This is a genomic window from Nocardia sp. NPDC049935 (assembly GCF_055586645.1).
On sequence record NZ_JBVJHV010000003.1, the window covers coordinates 331116 to 349479 of the forward strand.

At 71.1% G+C, this 18364-nt stretch carries 14 protein-coding genes; 8 read left to right on the plus strand and 6 right to left on the minus strand.

Going from position 1 to position 18364, the window contains the following annotated elements:
• Entirely contained in the window at nucleotides 1-1506 is a 1506-nt protein-coding gene (locus tag ACZ6SF_RS14455) for an LCP family protein (RefSeq protein ID WP_466062568.1), read from the minus strand.
• Between the two features lie 127 nt (nucleotides 1507-1633).
• Here ACZ6SF_RS14455 and rfbD point away from each other — a divergent pair, with 127 nt between their 5' ends.
• From rfbD to manB, 3 genes are read left to right on the plus strand one after another with little or no spacing between them, the layout of a single operon-like run.
• Entirely contained in the window at nucleotides 1634-2503 is an 870-nt protein-coding gene (gene rfbD / locus ACZ6SF_RS14460; protein ID WP_466062569.1) for a dTDP-4-dehydrorhamnose reductase, read from the plus strand.
• Nucleotides 2504-2514: 11 nt separating this feature from the next.
• Nucleotides 2515-3426, plus strand: a complete 912-nt coding sequence (locus ACZ6SF_RS14465) for a glycosyltransferase family 2 protein (RefSeq protein WP_466062570.1) — start codon at nucleotides 2515-2517, stop codon at nucleotides 3424-3426.
• Between the two features lie 53 nt (nucleotides 3427-3479).
• Complete coding sequence (manB, locus tag ACZ6SF_RS14470) at nucleotides 3480-4559, plus strand: mannose-1-phosphate guanylyltransferase (protein WP_466062571.1); 1080 nt, start codon at nucleotides 3480-3482, stop codon at nucleotides 4557-4559.
• A 253-nt stretch (nucleotides 4560-4812) separates the two neighbouring features.
• Here the strand turns inward: manB and ACZ6SF_RS14475 are convergent, their stop codons facing one another.
• Nucleotides 4813-6378 (minus strand): carboxylesterase/lipase family protein, encoded by a 1566-nt coding sequence (locus tag ACZ6SF_RS14475; protein WP_466062572.1) that lies wholly within the window; start codon nucleotides 6376-6378, stop codon nucleotides 4813-4815.
• A gap of 116 nt (nucleotides 6379-6494) precedes the next feature.
• Between ACZ6SF_RS14475 and ACZ6SF_RS14480 the strand changes: the two genes are divergently transcribed.
• Nucleotides 6495-6719: an FmdB family zinc ribbon protein gene (locus ACZ6SF_RS14480; protein ID WP_466062573.1), complete on the plus strand. Its 225-nt coding sequence runs from the start codon at nucleotides 6495-6497 to the stop codon at nucleotides 6717-6719.
• 5 nt (nucleotides 6720-6724) lie between these two features.
• On the opposite strand, the gene ACZ6SF_RS14485 is transcribed toward ACZ6SF_RS14480, so the two are convergent.
• The 4 genes from ACZ6SF_RS14485 to ACZ6SF_RS14500 all read right to left on the minus strand — a co-directional run bounded on the left by ACZ6SF_RS14485 (nucleotide 6725) and on the right by ACZ6SF_RS14500 (nucleotide 10441).
• The gene (locus ACZ6SF_RS14485) at nucleotides 6725-7024 is read right to left on the minus strand and encodes an Rdx family protein (protein ID WP_466062574.1); all 300 of its coding nucleotides are present in this window, start codon (nucleotides 7022-7024) and stop codon (nucleotides 6725-6727) included.
• A gap of 59 nt (nucleotides 7025-7083) precedes the next feature.
• Nucleotides 7084-7470, minus strand: a complete 387-nt coding sequence (locus ACZ6SF_RS14490) for a YchJ family protein (protein WP_466062575.1) — start codon at nucleotides 7468-7470, stop codon at nucleotides 7084-7086.
• 44 nt (nucleotides 7471-7514) lie between these two features.
• Nucleotides 7515-7871, minus strand: a complete 357-nt coding sequence (locus ACZ6SF_RS14495) for a hypothetical protein (protein WP_466062576.1) — start codon at nucleotides 7869-7871, stop codon at nucleotides 7515-7517.
• A 98-nt stretch (nucleotides 7872-7969) separates the two neighbouring features.
• A complete protein-coding gene (locus ACZ6SF_RS14500) occupies nucleotides 7970-10441 on the minus strand; it encodes an AAA family ATPase (RefSeq protein ID WP_466062577.1) in 2472 nt (823 codons plus the stop codon).
• A gap of 506 nt (nucleotides 10442-10947) precedes the next feature.
• Here ACZ6SF_RS14500 and ACZ6SF_RS14505 point away from each other — a divergent pair.
• Genes ACZ6SF_RS14505 through ACZ6SF_RS14520 form a run of 4 tightly spaced genes read left to right on the plus strand, consistent with a single transcriptional unit; the run spans nucleotide 10948 to nucleotide 18348 of the window.
• On the plus strand, nucleotides 10948-13818 hold the full coding sequence (locus ACZ6SF_RS14505) for an SWIM zinc finger family protein (RefSeq protein WP_466062578.1): 2871 nt from the start codon (nucleotides 10948-10950) through the stop codon (nucleotides 13816-13818).
• Nucleotides 13815-14921, plus strand: a complete 1107-nt coding sequence (locus ACZ6SF_RS14510; protein WP_466062579.1) for an ATP-binding protein — start codon at nucleotides 13815-13817, stop codon at nucleotides 14919-14921. Before ACZ6SF_RS14505 ends, ACZ6SF_RS14510 begins: the two co-directional genes overlap by 4 nt.
• Nucleotides 14918-17173: a DUF5682 family protein gene (locus ACZ6SF_RS14515; protein WP_466062580.1), complete on the plus strand. Its 2256-nt coding sequence runs from the start codon at nucleotides 14918-14920 to the stop codon at nucleotides 17171-17173. The genes ACZ6SF_RS14510 and ACZ6SF_RS14515 overlap by 4 nt, the downstream gene beginning before the upstream one ends.
• Entirely contained in the window at nucleotides 17170-18348 is a 1179-nt protein-coding gene (locus tag ACZ6SF_RS14520; RefSeq protein ID WP_466062581.1) for a VWA domain-containing protein, read from the plus strand. The genes ACZ6SF_RS14515 and ACZ6SF_RS14520 overlap by 4 nt, the downstream gene beginning before the upstream one ends.
• Nucleotides 18349-18364: the final 16 nt, after the last annotated feature.

Sequence of the window (18364 nt, forward strand, 5' to 3'; positions counted from 1 at the left end):
TCAATTCACACAGGTGGGTCCGTCTTCGGCCGCCGCGATGGGCGGGGCGGGCGGCACCGGGGTCGCCGATGTCGACGACTCGCCGAAATCGATCACGTCCTCGCTGCCGGATCCGGGGCCAGCGTAGTCGCTCGCCAGAACCACGCTCACCGTCCCCGTCGCGATCGACGGGTCCGCCACCACCGGCAACCCGCCGAGTGCCGCGGCGACCGATTTCGCCGCCGGATCCGACGCGGACGGAGCGCGCACCTGGCTCTGCGACACCGGCCCGTCCGCATAGTTACCCACCTCGCCCTCGACGTAACCGAGTGCGGTGAGTTCCTGCGAGACCGTATAGGCCAGCCCCGCGATCGTGCTGGAGTTGTACACCGCGACCTCCACCAGCCCCGGCGTCACCTGCGGCACCGCCGAGGTGCTGGTCTGCGGTTGCGACGCGGACCCACTGGGTTCCTCCCCGACCAGCGCCGCGACATAGTCCTGCACCTCGCCGGTATCCACCCGGACCACCGATTCCCCGTTGGACGTGGTGCCGTTGAGATCGGCGACCGGAATGGTCTCGAAGGTGACCTCCCCGGCCGTGAGGTCCTGCAACTGGTCGAGGAAGCCCAGCAGATCCCAGTTCTCGTCGAGCACCACGGTGCGGCCGACCGCCTGACTGAGTTCGCGCAGCCGGCCGGGGTTGCTCAGGGTGTCGGCGCTGACCACCTGGTGCACCAGCTGGGCCATGAACACCTGCTGGCGCACGATCCGGTCCAGGTCGCCGCGTTCGAGATTATGGCGTTGCCGGACGAAACTCAGCGCCTGGGGCCCGTCCAGTTTCTGACGGCCGGCCGGGAAATACGCCCCGGAGAGCGGTTCGTCCACCTCGTGCCGCAGGCATACGTCGACCCCGCCCACCGCGTCGGTGAGCAGCACGAATCCGAGCAGGCTGACCTCGGCGTAGTGGTCGACGGTGATTCCGGTGAGACCGGCGACCGATTCGATCAGCGCCTGGCGGCCCCGCTGGGTGGACTGCTCGTCGGCCACCTCCTCGGATTCACCGTCGGCGAGCATTTCGTCCTGAACGGTCTGTTTGGTGATCCCGTAGGCGGAGTTGATCTTGCCCTTGCCCAGGCCGGGAATATCGACGTAGGCATCGCGGGGAATCGAGATGGCGGTGGCCGAACGCCCGTCGTTGGGCACCCGGACCAGCACGATCGTATCGGTGTTGGTGCCGATCTCGTCGCCCGCGTGCAGCATGGCCCGTTCGGCGTCGCTGAGCGGATCACCCTTGGCGTCGGTGCGCGAATCCACGCCCACGAGCAGGATGTCCACCGCCCCGTCCTTGTGCCCGCCCAGGCCGAGATCGCTGATCCGTTCGATATTCGAGACCAGCGAATCCACACCGCGCCAGGCGAACCCGGTACCCACCAGCACAATCAGAGCAACCGATGCGACGATAACCCGCACCGGACTCCACAACGTCGGCTCCCCACGCTGCGCCACCTGTTTACTTCCTCTCCCCATCCGGATCGGTCGAGGACCCCGACCCGTGTCGCGTATGCCGTCGAAACACCTTCCGCACCACGCAGGCTAACCAACGGCAGGCCGGGTGAGCCCGATTCGGCCGCCGACGGCGTGCCAGACTGGGCCGGTGAACACCGCAGTGCCGCCCGGAACCGATCTCACCGCCCGTCTTCTCGTCACCGGAGCCGGCGGGCAACTCGGCCGCGAACTGCTGCGGCTGGTTCCCGGAGCCCGCGCCCGTACCCGGTCCGGGCTCGACATCACCGATCCGGCGGCCGTGGAATCGGCGGTCCGCCCGGGCGATATCGTCCTCAATTGTGCCGCCTACACCGCGGTCGATCGAGCGGAATCCGACTCCGAGGCCGCGTTCGCCGTCAACGCGACCGGCCCGGAACTACTGGCCAGGGCCTGCGGCCGGGCCGGCGCCCGGCTGATCCACGTCTCCACCGACTACGTTTTCCCCGGTACCGGGACCGCCCCCTACGAGACCACCGACCCCACCGGCCCGGCGACGGTCTACGGCCGCTCCAAACTCGCCGGTGAACAGGCCGTACTGGAGCACTGCCCGCACGGACAGATCGTGCGGACGGCCTGGGTGTACTCCGGCGACGACGGCGACTTCGTGGCCACCATGCGGCGCCTGGAAGGCGAACGCGACAGCGTGAACGTGGTGGACGATCAGATCGGCTCCCCCACCTACGCCGCCGACCTCGCCGCCGCGCTGCTCGAACTGGCCGCCCGTCCCGGCACCCCGGCGGTACTGCACGCCACCAACGCCGGCCGGGCCAGCTGGTTCGATCTGGCCCGCGCGGTATTCGCCGGCATCGGCGCCGATCCCGGCCGGGTGCGGCCGTGCACCTCCGCCGAATTCCCGCGGCCCGCCCCCCGGCCCGCCTACTCGGTGCTGTCCACCGCGGCCTGGCGCGAGGCCGGCCTGACCCCGTTGCGCCCGTGGGAATCCGCGCTGACCGAGGCACTGGCCCGGGTGGCCCATTAGGGTGGGGCGCTGTGAGCGCTTCCGATACCCCGGATCAACCGCATGACCGCCCCCGCCTGGCGGTGGTGACGGTCACCTATTCGCCGGGCGAACATCTCGAGCATTTCATCAGCACCCTGGCCACCGCGACCACCGAGAAACCGCAGGTGATCCTGGCCGACAACGGATCGACCGACGGTGTCCCCGAACTGGCGGCACAGGCCAACGCACATGTGCGCTTCCTATCGACCGGCGGCAACATCGGCTACGGCGGCGCCATCAACCGGGCCGTCGCCGAACTCGACCCCGACCTCGAATACGTGCTGATCGCCAACCCGGATATCCGCTGGGGTAACGACTCCATCGACATCATGCTCGAGGCCGCGGCCCGCTGGCCCCGGGCCGGTGCCATCGGCCCGCTGGTCCGGGAACCCGACGGCAGTGTCTACCCCTCCGCGCGCTCGGTCCCCGGCCTGCTCGACGGCGCCGGGCACGCGATTCTCGGCGCGGTCTGGAAATCCAATCCGTGGACCCGCCGCTACCGGCAGGAGAACGAGGAGATCTCCGAACGCGCCGTCGGCTGGCTGTCCGGTTCCTGCCTGCTGGTGCGGCGGGCGGCCTTCGACTCGATCGAAGGCTTCGACTCCCGCTATTTCATGTACATGGAGGACGTCGACTTCGGCGACCGGATGGGCCGGGCCGGCTGGCACAACGTCTTCATCCCCGACGCCGAGGTCACCCACGCCAAGGGGCACGCCGCCGGACGCAACCCGGAGAAGATGCTGCCCGCCCACCACGCCAGCGCCTACCGCTTCCAGGCGGACCGGCATCCGCACTGGTGGCAGGCGCCGTTGCGGCTCGCCCTCAAGGCCGGACTTGCGATTCGCTGCCGGATTGCGGTTCGATCCGCTCTGCGAGCACGGGAGCGAGAACTCGCCGGTTAGCTCAGCGCCGGTACCGTGCCGGGTCGATGATCGGATGGGAACAAGGGAGCTCCATGGCATCACACACAGGCACGGACGCGGTGATTCTGGTCGGCGGAAAGGGCACCCGGCTGCGGCCGCTGACCCTGTCGGCGCCCAAGCCGATGCTCCCGACCGCCGGCGTTCCCTTCCTGACCCATCTGCTGGCCCGGATCGCCGCCGCCGGTATCGAACATGTGGTCCTCGGCACCTCCTACAAGGCGGAGGTGTTCGAGGACCATTTCGGTGACGGCGCCGAATTCGGCCTGACGATCGACTACGTCACCGAAACCGAACCGCTGGGCACCGGCGGCGGTATCCGCAACGTGCTGCCCAAGCTCACCGCCGACAATGTGATGGTCTTCAACGGCGACGTCCTCGGCGGCACCGACCTGCGCGCGATCCTCGAAACCCACGAGACCACCGAGGCCGACGTCACCCTGCACCTGGTGCGGGTCAGCGATCCGCGGGCCTTCGGCTGCGTCCCCACCGACGCGGACGGCCGGGTAACGGCGTTCCTGGAGAAGACCCAGGATCCGCCCACCGACCAGATCAACGCCGGCTGCTACGTCTTCCGCCGCGAATACATCGAGAAGATCCCGGCGGGCCGGGCCGTCTCGGTGGAACGCGAGGTGTTCCCCACCCTGCTCAGCGAGGGTGCCCGGCTCCAAGGCCACGTCGACGCCTCGTACTGGCGGGATATGGGCACCCCCGAGGATTTCGTCCGCGGCTCGGCCGATCTGGTCCGCGGTATCGCCCCCTCCCCCGTACTGCCCGGACAACGCGGCGAATCCCTGGTCCACGAGGGTGCCGGAATCGCACCCGGCGCCCTGCTCATCGGCGGCACCGTGGTCGGCCGGGGCGCGGAAGTGGGCGCGGGCGCCCGGCTGGACGGGGCGATCCTGTTCGACGGCGCGAAGGTGGAGGCCGGGGCCACCGTCGAACGCTCCATCATCGGCTTCGGCGCCCGGATCGGACCGCGTGCGCTGGTCCGCGACGGTGTGATCGGCGACGGCGCCAGCGTGGGCGCCCGCTGCGAACTACTGCGCGGCGCGCGGGTCTGGCCGGGTGTGGAGATCCCCGACGGCGGCATCCGCTTCTCGACAGACGTGTAATTCGGAGCTGTGATGTTGGAGGCGCTCCGCGCCTCGAGGGTGGGGCTGTGATGTTGGAGCGGCTCCGCCGCTTGAGGGTGGGGCCCTGACATCCCGGTTCTTCACTCCCGGCGGTCGGTCGCTGCGCTCCCTCCCTCTGGTCGCTCCAGAACCGGGCGGGCCCCACCCTGGCGGAGGCGATTATCGGGAAGAGGTTCGGGGGCACCTCGCAGGTACTGGTGGGCGGCCGGGGATCGTCGGGCCCGGGAGGGCCTCAGGCGAAGCCGACTGCGCGTTCTCCCCATGCGGTCAGGAGTTCGCCTTCCGGATCCGGGACTACGCGGTCGGTGTTGTCGATCAGCAGGGTGTCGCGGGATTCCGGGTGGTAGGGGGGCCAATGTTTGGAACCGTCCAGCGCGGCCGGGACCCCGTGCTCGGCGAACGCCAGCCAGCGGCGCATCATCCGGCCCGAGACCTCGGCGGCCTGTCTTCGGCCGCCCAGCCAGAAGGTGGGGTCGCGGTCGAAGGTGCCGAAGTTACCGAAGACGTACGGCAGTTCCGTGGCGTGACCGGCGCCGACCCGGGCGGCGCGCAGCATGGGGGTCGCGTGGTCGAACCGGTACATCCAGGTCCGGGAGTGCTGGGCATGACCGTCGGCGACCCACAGGGCGGGCATCCGGAACGCGGCGTCGGTGGACATGGCCAGGGCGCCGCGCGGTTTGGCGAGGTCGGGATACACGGACGTGATCTCGGCCAGCCGTTCCGCCGAGAGGCCCGGGTGGCCGGCCTGAACCTGTTCGAGCATGGTGTTCACGGCCTGCGGGGTGACCGGCATGATCGGTGAGCGGAACAGCCGGAACAGCGAGGCCTCGTCCTTGTTGGTGCCGATGATGAGTGGGACCCGGTGCGACCGCCCGTCCCGGAACCGGTCGGTGGGATAGCCGGGCAGCAGATCCTCGTCGACCACCGGCGCCGCCGCCAGCGTCCCGGGTGACAGCAGCGGCACCTCGTCGATCAGCACCGCCGCCGCCCGCACGATCCGCTCGATCGGGCAGGTCAGCAGTTCGTCGATCCGGGCCCGGGGTAGGTCCATCAACTCGCGGAACCGTTCGGCGACTCCGGCGGCGCGTTCCCGGCCGTAGACGGTGGTGGCGGGCGGGCTCTGGGCGATGGCGCGCTGGAACAGGCCCGCCGCCCGCGGGGCGGTGAGCAGGGCGGTGACACAGCCCGCGCCGGAGGATTCGCCGAACAGGGTCACATTGCTGGGGTCGCCGCCGAAGTCGGCGATATTGTCGCGCACCCATTCCAGGGCGGCGAGCTGGTCGAGGAGGCCGAGGTTGGGGACGAAATCGTCGGACAGCGAGGAGAGGTCCAGGAAGCCGAGGGCGCCGATCCGGTAGTTCACCGTGACCACCACGACATCGCCGGCCGCGGCGAGATGGCTGCCGTCGTAGACCGCCTGCGCGGCCGAGCCCAGACAGTAGGCGCCGCCGTGCAGCCAGACCAGGACCGGCCGCGGCTCCGCCGGTTCGGACGGTGCCCAGACATTGACCCAGAGGCAGTCTTCGCCCATCCGCAGGGAGCGGTCCATGGGAACGGTGTTGTCCATATCCTGCGGAGCGATCTGCCCATCGGTGACGCAGTCACGGACGCCGTCCCAGCGTTCGGGTGCCCGAGGCGGCCGGAACCGGCGCGACCCGGCCGGGGCGGCGGCGTAGGGAACTCCACGCCACACCGACAGCGAGCCCTCCCGGGTCCCCCGGACCGCGCCGAACTCGGTCCGGACCACCGGGGCGGACTCACCCACCTCAGGTGTCATCTCGAAGCACTGGACGTTCATCACAGACCTCCTCTACCTGTGCATTCGAGGGTACGGGTGACTTGGTTACACCTTGGTTTCAGAATTGTCGCGTTGCGCCCGGATTCCGGACTTCCGCGCATCCCTAGAATGCGGGCATGCCGAGTTACGAGTTCCGCTGCCGCGAATGCGGCGACACCTTCGAGGTCAAGCGTCCGATGGCGCAATCCTCGGATCCCGCGACCTGTCCCGGCGGGCACGATGACACGGTAAAGCTGCTCACGACCTTCGCCACCGCCGGACGAGCGGCCGCGCCGATGGTCGCGGCGCCCGCCCCCACCTCCGGTGGCGGCGGTTGCTGTGGCGGCGGTTGCTGCGGCTGACCCGGTCAGCTCGCGCCCGACGATGCCGGACCTCGATCACGGTCGGCGTGTCCGAGGTCACGATCCGGTGCGATCCGGTCGCGCACCCGTTGCTTGAGTACCGCGATATCCGGGAAACCCCCGTCGGCGCGCCGCTCCCACACCTGGGTCCCGTCGACCGTGATACGGAAGATCCCGCCCGCACCGGGTATCAGGGCCACTTCCCCGATCTCGGTGGTGAAGGTGCTCAGCAGTTCCTGCGCCATCCAGCTCGCACGCAGCAGCCAGCGGCACTGCGTGCAGTATTCGATGGCGATGCGGGGCATGGCTGCAGACTACCGGCGCGTGCGCGGCCGCGCCGGGCGCCGGACGCGGCGGCCGCCGGTCAGAATTCGAGTTCGCCGTCGAGGTAGTGCCATCCGGTGTCCAGCCGGACGAAGCGGCTGATCTCGTGTAACCGGCCGCGGCCGGTCGAATCCCGGTAGTGGGCGACGAACTCCACGATTCCGGAATCGTCGAACGGGCCGCCGGCCTCGGCGCGCACGATCTCCAGGAACAGCCATCGGCGATCGGGATCGAGGTCGAGATGGTCCGGACGGGTGCGCGGATGCCAGGTGCGCAGCAGGTATCCGGTATCCCGGAGCGCGAAAGCGCTATAGCGAGAACGCATCAATGCCTCGGCGCTCGGCGCCGGCCGCCCGGCCAGCAGCGGCCCGCAGCACGCACCGAAAGTATCGCCGCGGCGGCAGGGGCACGGTGTCGTATCGTCCACGCCCCGATTCTGCGCGGCGCCGGCCGGAGACACCACTTCGGGCGTCAGGCTCTCGCCACGGCCAGGTCCTGCGCGATACGCGCGGTGTCGTCACGCCAGCGGCGCAGTTCGGTGACCCCCGGCGCCAACTCGTAATCGTGATGATGGGTGGCATGCGAGAGCGCGGTCCACAGGGCCGCGACCCGGGCCGCGGTGGCGGGATCGGCGACCACCCGCAGGGCGAGGAGTTGCGCGCGCATCGGGCAGCGCATGAGGTCGGGTTCGGTGCGCGACCACAGTTCGTCCACCGACTGTTCCAGCGCGATCCGCAGGATCCACGCGGTGGCCCGGGACCAGACCCCGCCCGCGGCCGGTACCGATCCGTCGAGCAACCGGTCCACGACGGCCAGCCGCTCGGGCACGGTCGGCCGGGGCCCGGGAGGTGAATCCCGCGAATCCGCGCGGCGGTGTCGCGTCCGGCGGCGCGCGGTCGGCCGCCGTCCCTCGGAACCACGGGCCGTCACCGCGCCAGCCAGTCGACGAAACGCCCGGTATCGGCGATCAACTCGCCCAGATCACGCGAGATCGGTATATGCGCGCCGGCCGTGGCATCACGAACCACCTCGACCGCCCACCGGCCCTCTTTGGCCAACTCCTTGTTGAGGTCGTCGATCCGGCGACCGGGGCCGAGTACGGCCAGCGTCACCATGGCGCGGGTCGATTGGGCGGTATCGATACGGCGCTGCACATCCCGGTGATCCATCCCGCCGGCGAGCAGCACCCGTTTGGCGCGGGCCAGGCTCGCCGCCTCCAGCGCGGAACGACAGCAGGTGGCGACGAGTTCGTCGGCGATCGACCGGGGCAGTTGGGGGGTACGCAGCAGCGCGCGGGCGTCGTCGAGGTAGCGGCGCACCGGGTCACTGGACAGACGGACCTCCACCACCGACCGTTCCCGCCGCTGTACCTCGAGGATCCGGGCGTCGATCTGCATCCGCCGCACCGCTTCGGCGAGCCGGTCGTCGTGGGTGAAGACCACCACCTGGCGGTCCCACGCCACCGTGGCCAGCACCCTGGCCAGGCCGTCGACCTTGGCCGGGTCCATGGCCTGCACCGGATCGTCGATCACCACGAAACGGAACGGGCTCGCCGCCACCGTGGCCCGCGGCAGGAACAGCGCCAGCCCCAGCGCGTGCAGTTCACCCTGGCTCATCACCCCGAGCGCGGCGCCGTCCACCTCGTCCACGGTGACCTCGAGCTGCACCCGGCGGGCGGTGTTCACATTGCCCTGCAACCGGATCCCGCCGAGTTCGATACTGCTCTGCTGGCGCAGGCTCTGCCACACCCACCGGGCGGTACTGGCCAACGGGGCCATCCGCTCGTCACGGGCCTGCGCGGTGGCCGATTTCAGCCATTCCTCGGCGGCGCGCGTGGTCTGCAGTTCGACGCTGTGCGCGGCCACCGACCTGCTGAGTTCCAGCCATTCGCGCAGCCGCGGCGCGAACGGCGCCCACACCTCGTCGAGGCGGTCCAGTTCCTTACCGGCCCGGCTCCGCACGAACTCCAGTTCCGCGGCGACGCGCTCGTAGACCGCGGGCAGCCGGTCGAGCAGATCGTCCTCCGAGCCGGGCAGGGCCGCCCACTGCTCCCACGCCGCGCGTAGTGCCGCGGTGTCGAGGTAGGCCAATTTCTCGGCGGCCGCCAGCTCATCCGGTACCGGTTCGGTCAGCACCCGGACTTCGGCCACACCCGCCGCGAGTTCGGCGCGGGCGCGCACCAGATCGGCCGTGCGCCGGGACAGCTCGGAGATCACGAGGGTGGTCTCACGCAGCCACCGCTCGTCCAGTTCGCCCCGGCCGCAGACCGGGCACGGGCAGGGATCCGGCGCGGCCTGCCCGGCGCGGGCCGGGTCGTGAGGTTGCGCCGGATCGGATCCGGTGGCGTGGGTGCGCGCCGCCCGCAGCAACTCGAGTATCCGCAGATCGGCCTGCGCCTCCGGCGTGCTCGCGGCCCGGACCGCGGTGTACGCGGCGCCGAGCCGGTCGGCCAGCGCCGCCACGCGTGGCACCGGCGGGAGTTCCAATGCCAGCAGCGCTCGCAGCGCCGCCGGTTCCGGCCCACCGGTGGACCGCCGCACCAGACGATCCAGGGCGTCCGGATCCGGCGTCTGATCCCGCAGTATCCGGCCGGCGACCAGCGCCCGTTCATCGGGTACACCGGCGAGATCGGCCCGCAGGGCCAGCCGTTCGCGGCGAGCAGCGCGGGCCGCGCGTTCGAGTTCGAGCCGGCGGGCGCGGATCCGCTCGTGCGCGAGGATGAGCTCGTCGAGGCCGAGAAGCTGGTGCAGGGCGTCGAACAGCTCGCTGGGTTTACCGTCCACCAGCGCGCCGAGTTCGCTGTAGGACAGGAACGGCCGGTACAACTCCATCGGTACGGCCCAGTCGGCACGCGCGAACCCGGACGCGGGGCCGGCACCGCGCCGCTGGGTCCAGCGGCCCCCGGGCAGCGAATCCTGCTCGGACCATTCCTTGGCGACCGTCAGCGGTTCCCCCGCGCCGTCGCTGCGCAGTTCCAGTTCGACCCGCACCGGGCCGCTGTGGTGGAGATTGCGCCACCCCTCGCGCCAGGCGGACGAGCGGCCGTCCCAGCGCCGATTCCCGCCGGTCAGAGCCAGTTCGGCGGCCTCGGCGAAACTCGATTTCCCGCTGCCGTTACGGCCCGTCACGACGGTGAGCCCGGGACCTTCGGGTAGTTCGAGCACGGTCTCCGGCCCGATACCGCGGAAGCCCCGGACCCGGATGGCACGCAGGAAGATTCCCGCGAGCCCGAACCCCACCGCGGTATCCCCGGAGGATGCGGATTCGGGCGGATTCAGGGCGGCGCGCACCACGGCCGCGACCGCGCCGGGAATATCGGGATCCGCGTCCACACGTCGCGTGACGAGTTCACCGGGAGGGAGGGACGCTTCCCCGGATTCCGCGCGCACAGGTTCCACGAGAACTTCTCCACCCCCTCGAGACCACATACGCAACCCGGCCCCCGGTGCGGTCGAACGGTCGAAAGCTGAGCGGAACGCTACCCGATGGTCCTCGATTCTGATAGTGGACCGTGTGCCGGGCGTCCCGGACGGTCGCCTCGAACAGCGCTGCCCGGTGGACGTATCCGGACGCACGACCGGATCGCTCGACCTGCCCGCGGGGATGGGATCTGGTCATCGGCGTGCCCGACCGGACGCCGATGGCCACCCCTCGCCAACCCCGTCGGGCAGCTCGCTGGTGTGTCACCCTGCTGGGGTGGCTCGGTCTGGCCGAACAGAACAGAATGCCAGAGCGGCACAGATCGCGCAATATTTACGATCCGGCGCAGTGGCCCCGAATAGGGCTCGGCGCCAAGCTTTTCCGTGGTCGCCCCGGCCGGGGAGGGAAGCTGTCGGTGCCGTGCGATACAACTCTGGCGACCGAGAAACAGGGGCAGAATGACCGATCGATACGAGACCGCCGGATGACGCAACGGTGGTCGGAGAACCAGGTGAGCGCGCTCGCGCCGGATACCGGCTCGCTCACCGCGGCACGCAAACTGGCCGGGAAATGGTCCGGCGCCGGATGGCACGAAACCGCGCTGTGGGGGTTGTGCAAGGGCAGCGGGCGTACCCCGTACCAGACGATCGTGGACCTGGCCGGGCCCGCGTTCCGCTGCTCGTGCCCGAGCCGGAAGTTCCCCTGCAAACATGCCCTCTCGCTACTGATGCTGTGGTCGGCGGGCACCGTGGCGGAGACCGCCGAAACCGCCGATTTCGCGGCCGAATGGCTGGATCGGCGCGCCCAGAAGGCCGCCGCTCCGGCCCGCGCGCCGCGCGCCACCGCCGCCACCCCCACCCCGCAGCGGCGGGAGCGGGTCGCCGCGGGGCTGGCCGAGCTGGACACCTGGCTCGCCGACCAGATCCGCACCGGACTGGCCCAGACGGACCGCTCCCATACCGCCTACGAGGCGGTGGCCGCCCGGATGGTGGACGCCCAGGCGCCCGGGATCGCGTCGGCGCTACGCCGGCTCCCCACGCTCGTCGTGACATCTCCGGACTGGCCGCAGCTGGTACTGGGCCGGTTCGCCTGGCTCCATCTGCTGATCCGCGCCCACGCGGATCTGGATACGTTGCCGGCCCCGCTCGCCGCGACGGTCCGCGGTCATATCGGCTATCCGGTCCCCGTCGATTCGGTGCACGGCGAACCCGCCGTCCGCGATCGCTGGCTCACGGTCGGCACCCGCACCCGGGAGGAGGACCGCCTGTACACCCGCAGCACCTGGCTGTACGGCCTGCGGACCGGGCGGTGGGCACTGATTCTCGATCATTCGCACGGCACACCGTCCTTTCCGTCCCGGGTACCGCCGCTGGGGCTGGCGGCCGACACCGATCTGCACTTCTACCCGGGCGCCGCGCCGCTGCGCGCGGTGGTCGGGCAGGCCGCCGATCACGGATCCGCCACCGGGTCGCCCACCGCGGCCGAGCTCCGGGCCGCCGGTCCCGGCACCATCGCCGCGGCACTCGCGGATTTCGCGACCGCCGCGGCCGCGGACCCGTGGCTCGAATCGCGACCGGTGCTGCTGCACGGCGTGATACCGGCCCAGGGCGGCTCCGGCCCGCTGCTCACCGAACCGGACGGGACCGCGCTGCCGCTGGCACCCGCCGAGGAACCGTGGCGGCTGCTCGCACTCTCCGGCGGCCGGCCGGTCACGGTCTTCGGCACCTGGAACGGACGGCGGGTCGACGTGATCTCGGTGCTGGTGGCCGAGGAGTTCCACGATGCCGGGCCCCGGGCCGAATTGCCGGAGACCGCCATCGAAGCGACGGCGGAGGCGGCCTCGGTCGCCCTGCTCGGCACCGCCCGAGGCACGGCCGGGCCGAGCCTGCCCACCCCGGTGGCGGCGGCCGTCGCGGCCCTGGCGGACGCGGATCCCGCGCACCGGCTGCTGGCCACCGCCGCCCTGGAGATGGCGTGGTCACGCGGTGGCCGGCTCCCGGAACACACCGAGGTCCCGGCGGACGCCGCCGCCGTGGACCCGCGTCCACTGCTGCCCGGCGGCGCGGCCGATCATCTGGCGCTGCTGATCGAAACCCGGCCGGAATTCCTCCCGGAATGGTTCGCGGCCGCCGGCCCGCACGACTACCGGGCCCCCGACCGGCTGGCCGGACCGCTGCTGGAATTCGCGGCCCGCGACGCGGTATCGCGCGAACCCGCGCTGCGGCTCGCGGGCACCCGCGGCCGCTGGCTGGCCGGCCGCTTCGACCGATGGCACCGGCTGGTGCGCCACGATGCCGCGGAACCCGAACCGAGCGAGGAGACCTGGCGGCTGGGGCCCTCGCCCGAGCGGGTCCACTGGCTGCGGGTGCAGCGCCGCCGGGATCCGGCCGCCGCGCGGATCGCGCTGGAGGAGGTGTGGCCGCGGGAATCGGGACCGGTGAAGGCCGAACTGCTCGCCGTGCTGGCCGGCGGTCTGGGCCCGGCGGACGAGGAATTACTGGAACGGTCGCTGGACGACCGGCGCGGCGATGTCCGCCGCACGGCCGCGGACCTGCTGGCCCGGCTGCCGGATTCGGCCTACGCCGCCCGGATGGGCGGGCGGGCCGCGGCCTGGCTGAAATACTCCGGCGACGCCCCCGGAGCGGAACGCGAAATGCTCGTCGATATCCCGGAGACCCTCGACGAGACGGCGGCGCGGGACGGTTTCACCGACAGCACCACGGAATTCGGCTATCGCTGGAACGGACTGCCCGACCTCACCGCGACCCGGCTCCGCAAGCTCGTTGCCGCCCTGCCGCCGGCCTTCTGGGCCGAACACCTGGGCGCCCCCGGCCGGGCCGTGACCACCGGCATCGACGACCGGTTCCGGCAGCCGCTCTTCGACGGCTGGATGGACGCCGCCCTCGCTCAGGGCGACAGCTCCTGGGCGGCGGCGCTGTTCGCCGCGGGAATGCCGTCGAATCTGGCCATCCTGCGCCGCCGCGAACTGTTCGCCCTGCTCCCGCCGGGCGACCAGCTGCGCCACCTGCTGCGACTGGACAGCTCGTGGTTGTCCGAGCTCGAATCGCTGCTCCCGGCGGTGGCGCATCCGTGGCCGCCGGAACTGGCCCGTCATCTGCTCCACCTGTTCGACGAACGGGCCCGTACCGCGACCCGCCGGCCGGGCGCCCCGGGCACCCATCCGAACGCGCACCGCTCACTGCTGCACACCGCCGCACTCCATATGCCGCCCGGCTGCGCCGGCGAGGTCTCCGCACTGGCGCGGCGCTGCGACGACGACAACTGGACGGCCGCGCTCGGCGTGCTCTCCCACGACCTGCACCAACGATCCGTAATGCTCGAGGAGCTGAAGTGACCACGACCGCAACCGAACCCGCCCCGCAGCTGCTGCGTCCGCACGCCGAGCAGGCGTTCGCCGACGAACTGCGGGCACTCGTCGCCGCCGACGACCGCCCGCGGCCGCCCTCCTGGACCATGTCGCCCTGGGCGGTGGTCACCTACCTGCTCGGCGGGACCCTGGCCGACGGCACGGTGATCACTCCGAAATACGTGGGCCCGCGCCGGCTCATGGAGGTCGCGGTGGCGACCCTGGCCACCGATCGCGCCCTGCTGCTGCTCGGGGTGCCGGGTACCGCGAAAACCTGGGTCTCCGAACATCTCGCGGCCGCGGTGAGCGGTTCGTCCACACTGCTGGTACAGGGCACCTCGGGAACCGCGGAGGAGGCGATCCGCTACGGCTGGAACTACGCCCGGCTGCTCGCGGAGGGTCCCAGCGATGCGGCGCTGGTGCCGTCGCCGATCCTCACCGCCATGCGCGGCGGCGCCATCGCCCGGCTGGAGGAACTCACTCGTATCCCGTCCGACGTCCAGGACGCGCTGATCACGATCCTGTCGGAGAAGACCCTCCCGGTCCCCGAACTCGGCATGGAGGTCCAGGCGGCCAAGGGCTTCAATGTGATCGCCACCGCCAACGACCGCGACCGGGGTGTGAACGAGCTGTCCTCGGCGCTGCGCCGCCGGTTCAACACCGTGGTGCTCCCGCTGCCCGCCGGGGAGTCCGAGGAGATCGAGATCGTCACCCGCCGCGTCGCGCAACTGGGCTCGGCGCTGGAGTTGCCCGAGGTCCCGGCGGCGGCCGAGGAAGTGCGCCGGGTGGTGCGGATCTTCCGTGAGCTGCGCTCGGGAATCACCGCGGACGGCCGCACCAAACTCAAATCACCGTCGGGCACCCTGTCCACGGCCGAGGCCATTTCCGTGATCACCAACGGTATGGCGCTGTCGGCGCATTTCGGTGACGGAGTGCTGCGGGCCGCCGATATCGCGGGCGCGGTGATCGGCTCGGTCATCAAGGATCCGGTCGCCGATTCGGTGGTGTGGACCGAATACCTCGAGGCCGTCGTCCGGGAACGCCGGGAATGGTCCGATTTCTACCGCGCCTGCCGGGAGATCGGCGGATGAGTGCGGACGCCGGTGACACCCGCGTCTACGGGATCCGGCATCACGGCCCCGGATCCGCCCGGTCGTTGCGGCTGGCCCTCGAGGAATTCCGGCCGGACACGATCCTGATCGAAGGCCCGGCGGACGCCGACCCACTCGTCGCGTATATCGCGGCCGAGACCATGGAACCACCGGTCGCGCTGCTGGGATATGTCTCCGACGAACCGGCGCGGGCGGCGTTCTGGCCCTACGCGGTGTTCTCGCCGGAGTGGCAGGCCCTGCGCTACGCCGTCACCCACGAGATACCGGTGCGGTTCTGTGATCTGCCGGCCGCCCACGCCCTGGCCGCCGACGACCACGCCGGTGGCCGCGACGCTCTCGGCGAACTGGCGGCCGCCGGCGGATACGACGACGCCGAACGCTGGTGGGATGCGGTTGTCGAATCCAGCAGCGATACCGGCACGTTCGAAGCGATCACCGAGGCGATGGCGGCCCTGCGGGATACCGCGATCGTCGAGGAGATCGCCGAGCCGCCCGGCGAAGAACCCGCCCCGCAGGACGGCGATGCGGTGCCGGAACCGCTGATCCTCGACCGCCACACCCTGATCCGCGAAGCCTATATGCGCCAGGTGCTGCGCAAGGCCCGCCGGGACGGCGCCCGCCGCATCGCGGTGGTGTGCGGCGCCTGGCACGCTCCCGCCCTGCGGGATCCGCTCGGTCCGGCGATCGCGGATCAGCGGCTGCTCAAAGGCCTGCCCAAGGTCAAGGCGACGCTGACCTGGGTGCCGTGGACGCATTCCCGGCTCGCCGCCGCATCCGGTTACGGCGCCGGTGTGACCTCGCCCGGCTGGTACCACCATCTGTTCACCGAAACCCGGCACCCCATCGCATCCTGGCTGACGAAGGTCGCCGGCGTGCTGCGAGCCCACGATCTGCCGGTTTCCAGCGCCCACATCATCGAGGCCGTCCGGCTCGCCGACGGCCTGGCCGCGCTGCGCAACCGCCCGCTGGCCGGGCTGTCCGAGGTCACCGAGGCCACCCGGGCGGTGCTGTGCGAGGGCGACGACACCGTACTGCGTCTGGTCGGCGACGAACTCGTCGTGGGCGAGGCCCTGGGCGCCGTCCCGCCCGACGCGCCGACGGTTCCGCTGGAAGCCGATCTCCGCGCCCAGGTGCGGACCCTGCGGATGAAACAGGAGGCGCTGACCCGCGCCCTGGATCTCGACCTGCGCAAAGAACGCGATATCGCGAAATCCCTGCTGCTGCACCGGCTCCGGCTGCTGGGTGTGCACTGGGGAACCCCCGTCGCCGGGACGGTGCGCGGCACCGGCACGTTCCGGGAGAGCTGGGAACTGTGCTGGCAGCCGGAGTTCGCGGTCCGGATCATCGAGGCCGCGCGGTGGGGTACCACGGTGCGGGCGGCCGCCGAGTCGAAACTGCTCGATACGGCGTCCGGCGCCGGCAGCGGGGTCTCCGAACTCACCGACGCGCTGGAGTTCGCCCTGCTGGCCGATCTCCCGGGTGCCCTCGACGGGCTCATCCGGCGGCTCGATACCGCCGCGGCCCTCGACAACGATCCCACCCGACTGCTGGCCGCGCTCCCCGGACTGCTGCGCACCCTGCGCTACGGCGATGTCCGCGGGACCGATACGGCCGCCCTGACCCATGTCGCCGACGGCATGCTGGTGCGTATCTGCGCCGGCCTGCCCGCGGCGGTCACCGGACTGGGCGACGATACCGCCGCGGCGCTGCGGGATCGGCTCGATACCGTCACCGGGGCGATCCACACCCGCGACCACGCCGAATCCACCGACCGCTGGCTGGCCGCGCTGGCCCGCGTCGCGGAACGCCCGGATGTCCACGGTCTGCTGGTGGGCCGGGTGGTGCGACTGCTGTGCGACGCCGGGCGATTCGATACCGAAGAGGCCGCGCGGCGGCTGGCGGCCGCACTGTCGGTCGGGCACACCGCCACGGCCAAGGCCGCCTGGATCGACGGTTTCGTCGGCGGGCGCGCGGTCGTGCTGGTGCACGACCGGGCGCTGCTGAAACTCATCGACACCTGGCTCGCCGGCCTCACCGACAGCCAATTCCTGGATGTGGTGCCGCTGCTGCGACGCACCTTCGGCGCCTTCGAATCCGGGGAACGCCGGGCGCTGGGCGAAGCCGTCCGCGACCACAACCCGGGCGCCGCCACCGCGGCCGCCGGAACCGATCCCGTGCGCGGCGGTCTCGTCCTGCGCACGGTCGCCGATCTCCTGGGAGTTCCCGCATGAGCATCCCCGCACCCGACCCGGTCTCCGACGAAGCCCGGTTGCGCCGCTGGCGGCTCGTCCTCGGTTCCGCCGCCGACCCGGCCCTCGGCGAACTCACCGGCGCCGAGGACAACGCCGTCGACAAGGCGCTCGGCGCGCTCTACGACTCCGCGTCCGGCGCGGGACGCTCCGGCGGAGACCGTTCCGGCAGTCTGTCCGGTTCCGCGCCGCGGGTGGCCCGCTGGCTCGGCGATATCCGGACCTATTTCCCGTCGACGGTCGTCGAAGTGATGCAGCGCGACGCGGTGGAGCGGCTGAATCTCACCCAGCTGCTGCTCGAACCCGAGCTGATGGAGTCGGTGGAACCCGATGTCCACCTGGTCGGGACGCTGCTGAGCCTGAACCGGGTGATCCCGGAGCACACCAAGGCGACCGCCCGCATGGTGGTGTCCAAGGTGGTGAAGCAGATCGAGGAACGGATCGCCTCCCGGACCGTGGCGGCCGTGAGCGGGGCGCTCAACCGCGCCGCGCGCACCTCACGGCCGAAACCCCGGGATATCGATTTCGACCGCACGATCCGCAAGAACCTGGCCAACTATCTGCCGGAGCAGCGCACGATCATCGCCGAACGACTGGTGGGTTACGGCCGCCGCTCCCAGGCCGTGCACCGGGATGTGATCCTCGCGATCGACCAATCCGGCTCGATGGCCTCCAGTGTCGTCTATTCCTCGGTGTTCGGGGCGGTACTGGCCTCCATGCGCTCCCTGCGCACCTCACTGGTGGTCTTCGATACCGAGATCGTGGATCTCACCGAGAAATTGGCCGATCCCGTCGATGTCCTCTTCGGCACCCAGCTCGGCGGCGGCACCTATATCAACCGGGCCCTCGCCTACTGCCAGACACTCATCACCCGGCCCGCCGACAGCGTGTTCTTCCTGATCTCCGACCTCTACGAGGGCGGGGTCCGCGACGAGATGCTGCGCCGGATCAACGCCATGAAGGAGTCGGGCGTGCAGGTGGTGGTGTTGCTGGCGCTGTCCGACGACGGCGCCCCCTCCTACGACCGTGAGAACGCCGCGGCCCTGGCGGCGCTGGGCGTTCCCGCCTTCGCCTGCACTCCGGACCGCTTCCCGGAGCTGCTCGCCGAAGCACTGGACCGGGGCGATCTGCGCCACTGGGGCGCGGACCAGCGCTGACCCGGCCGGGCCCGGG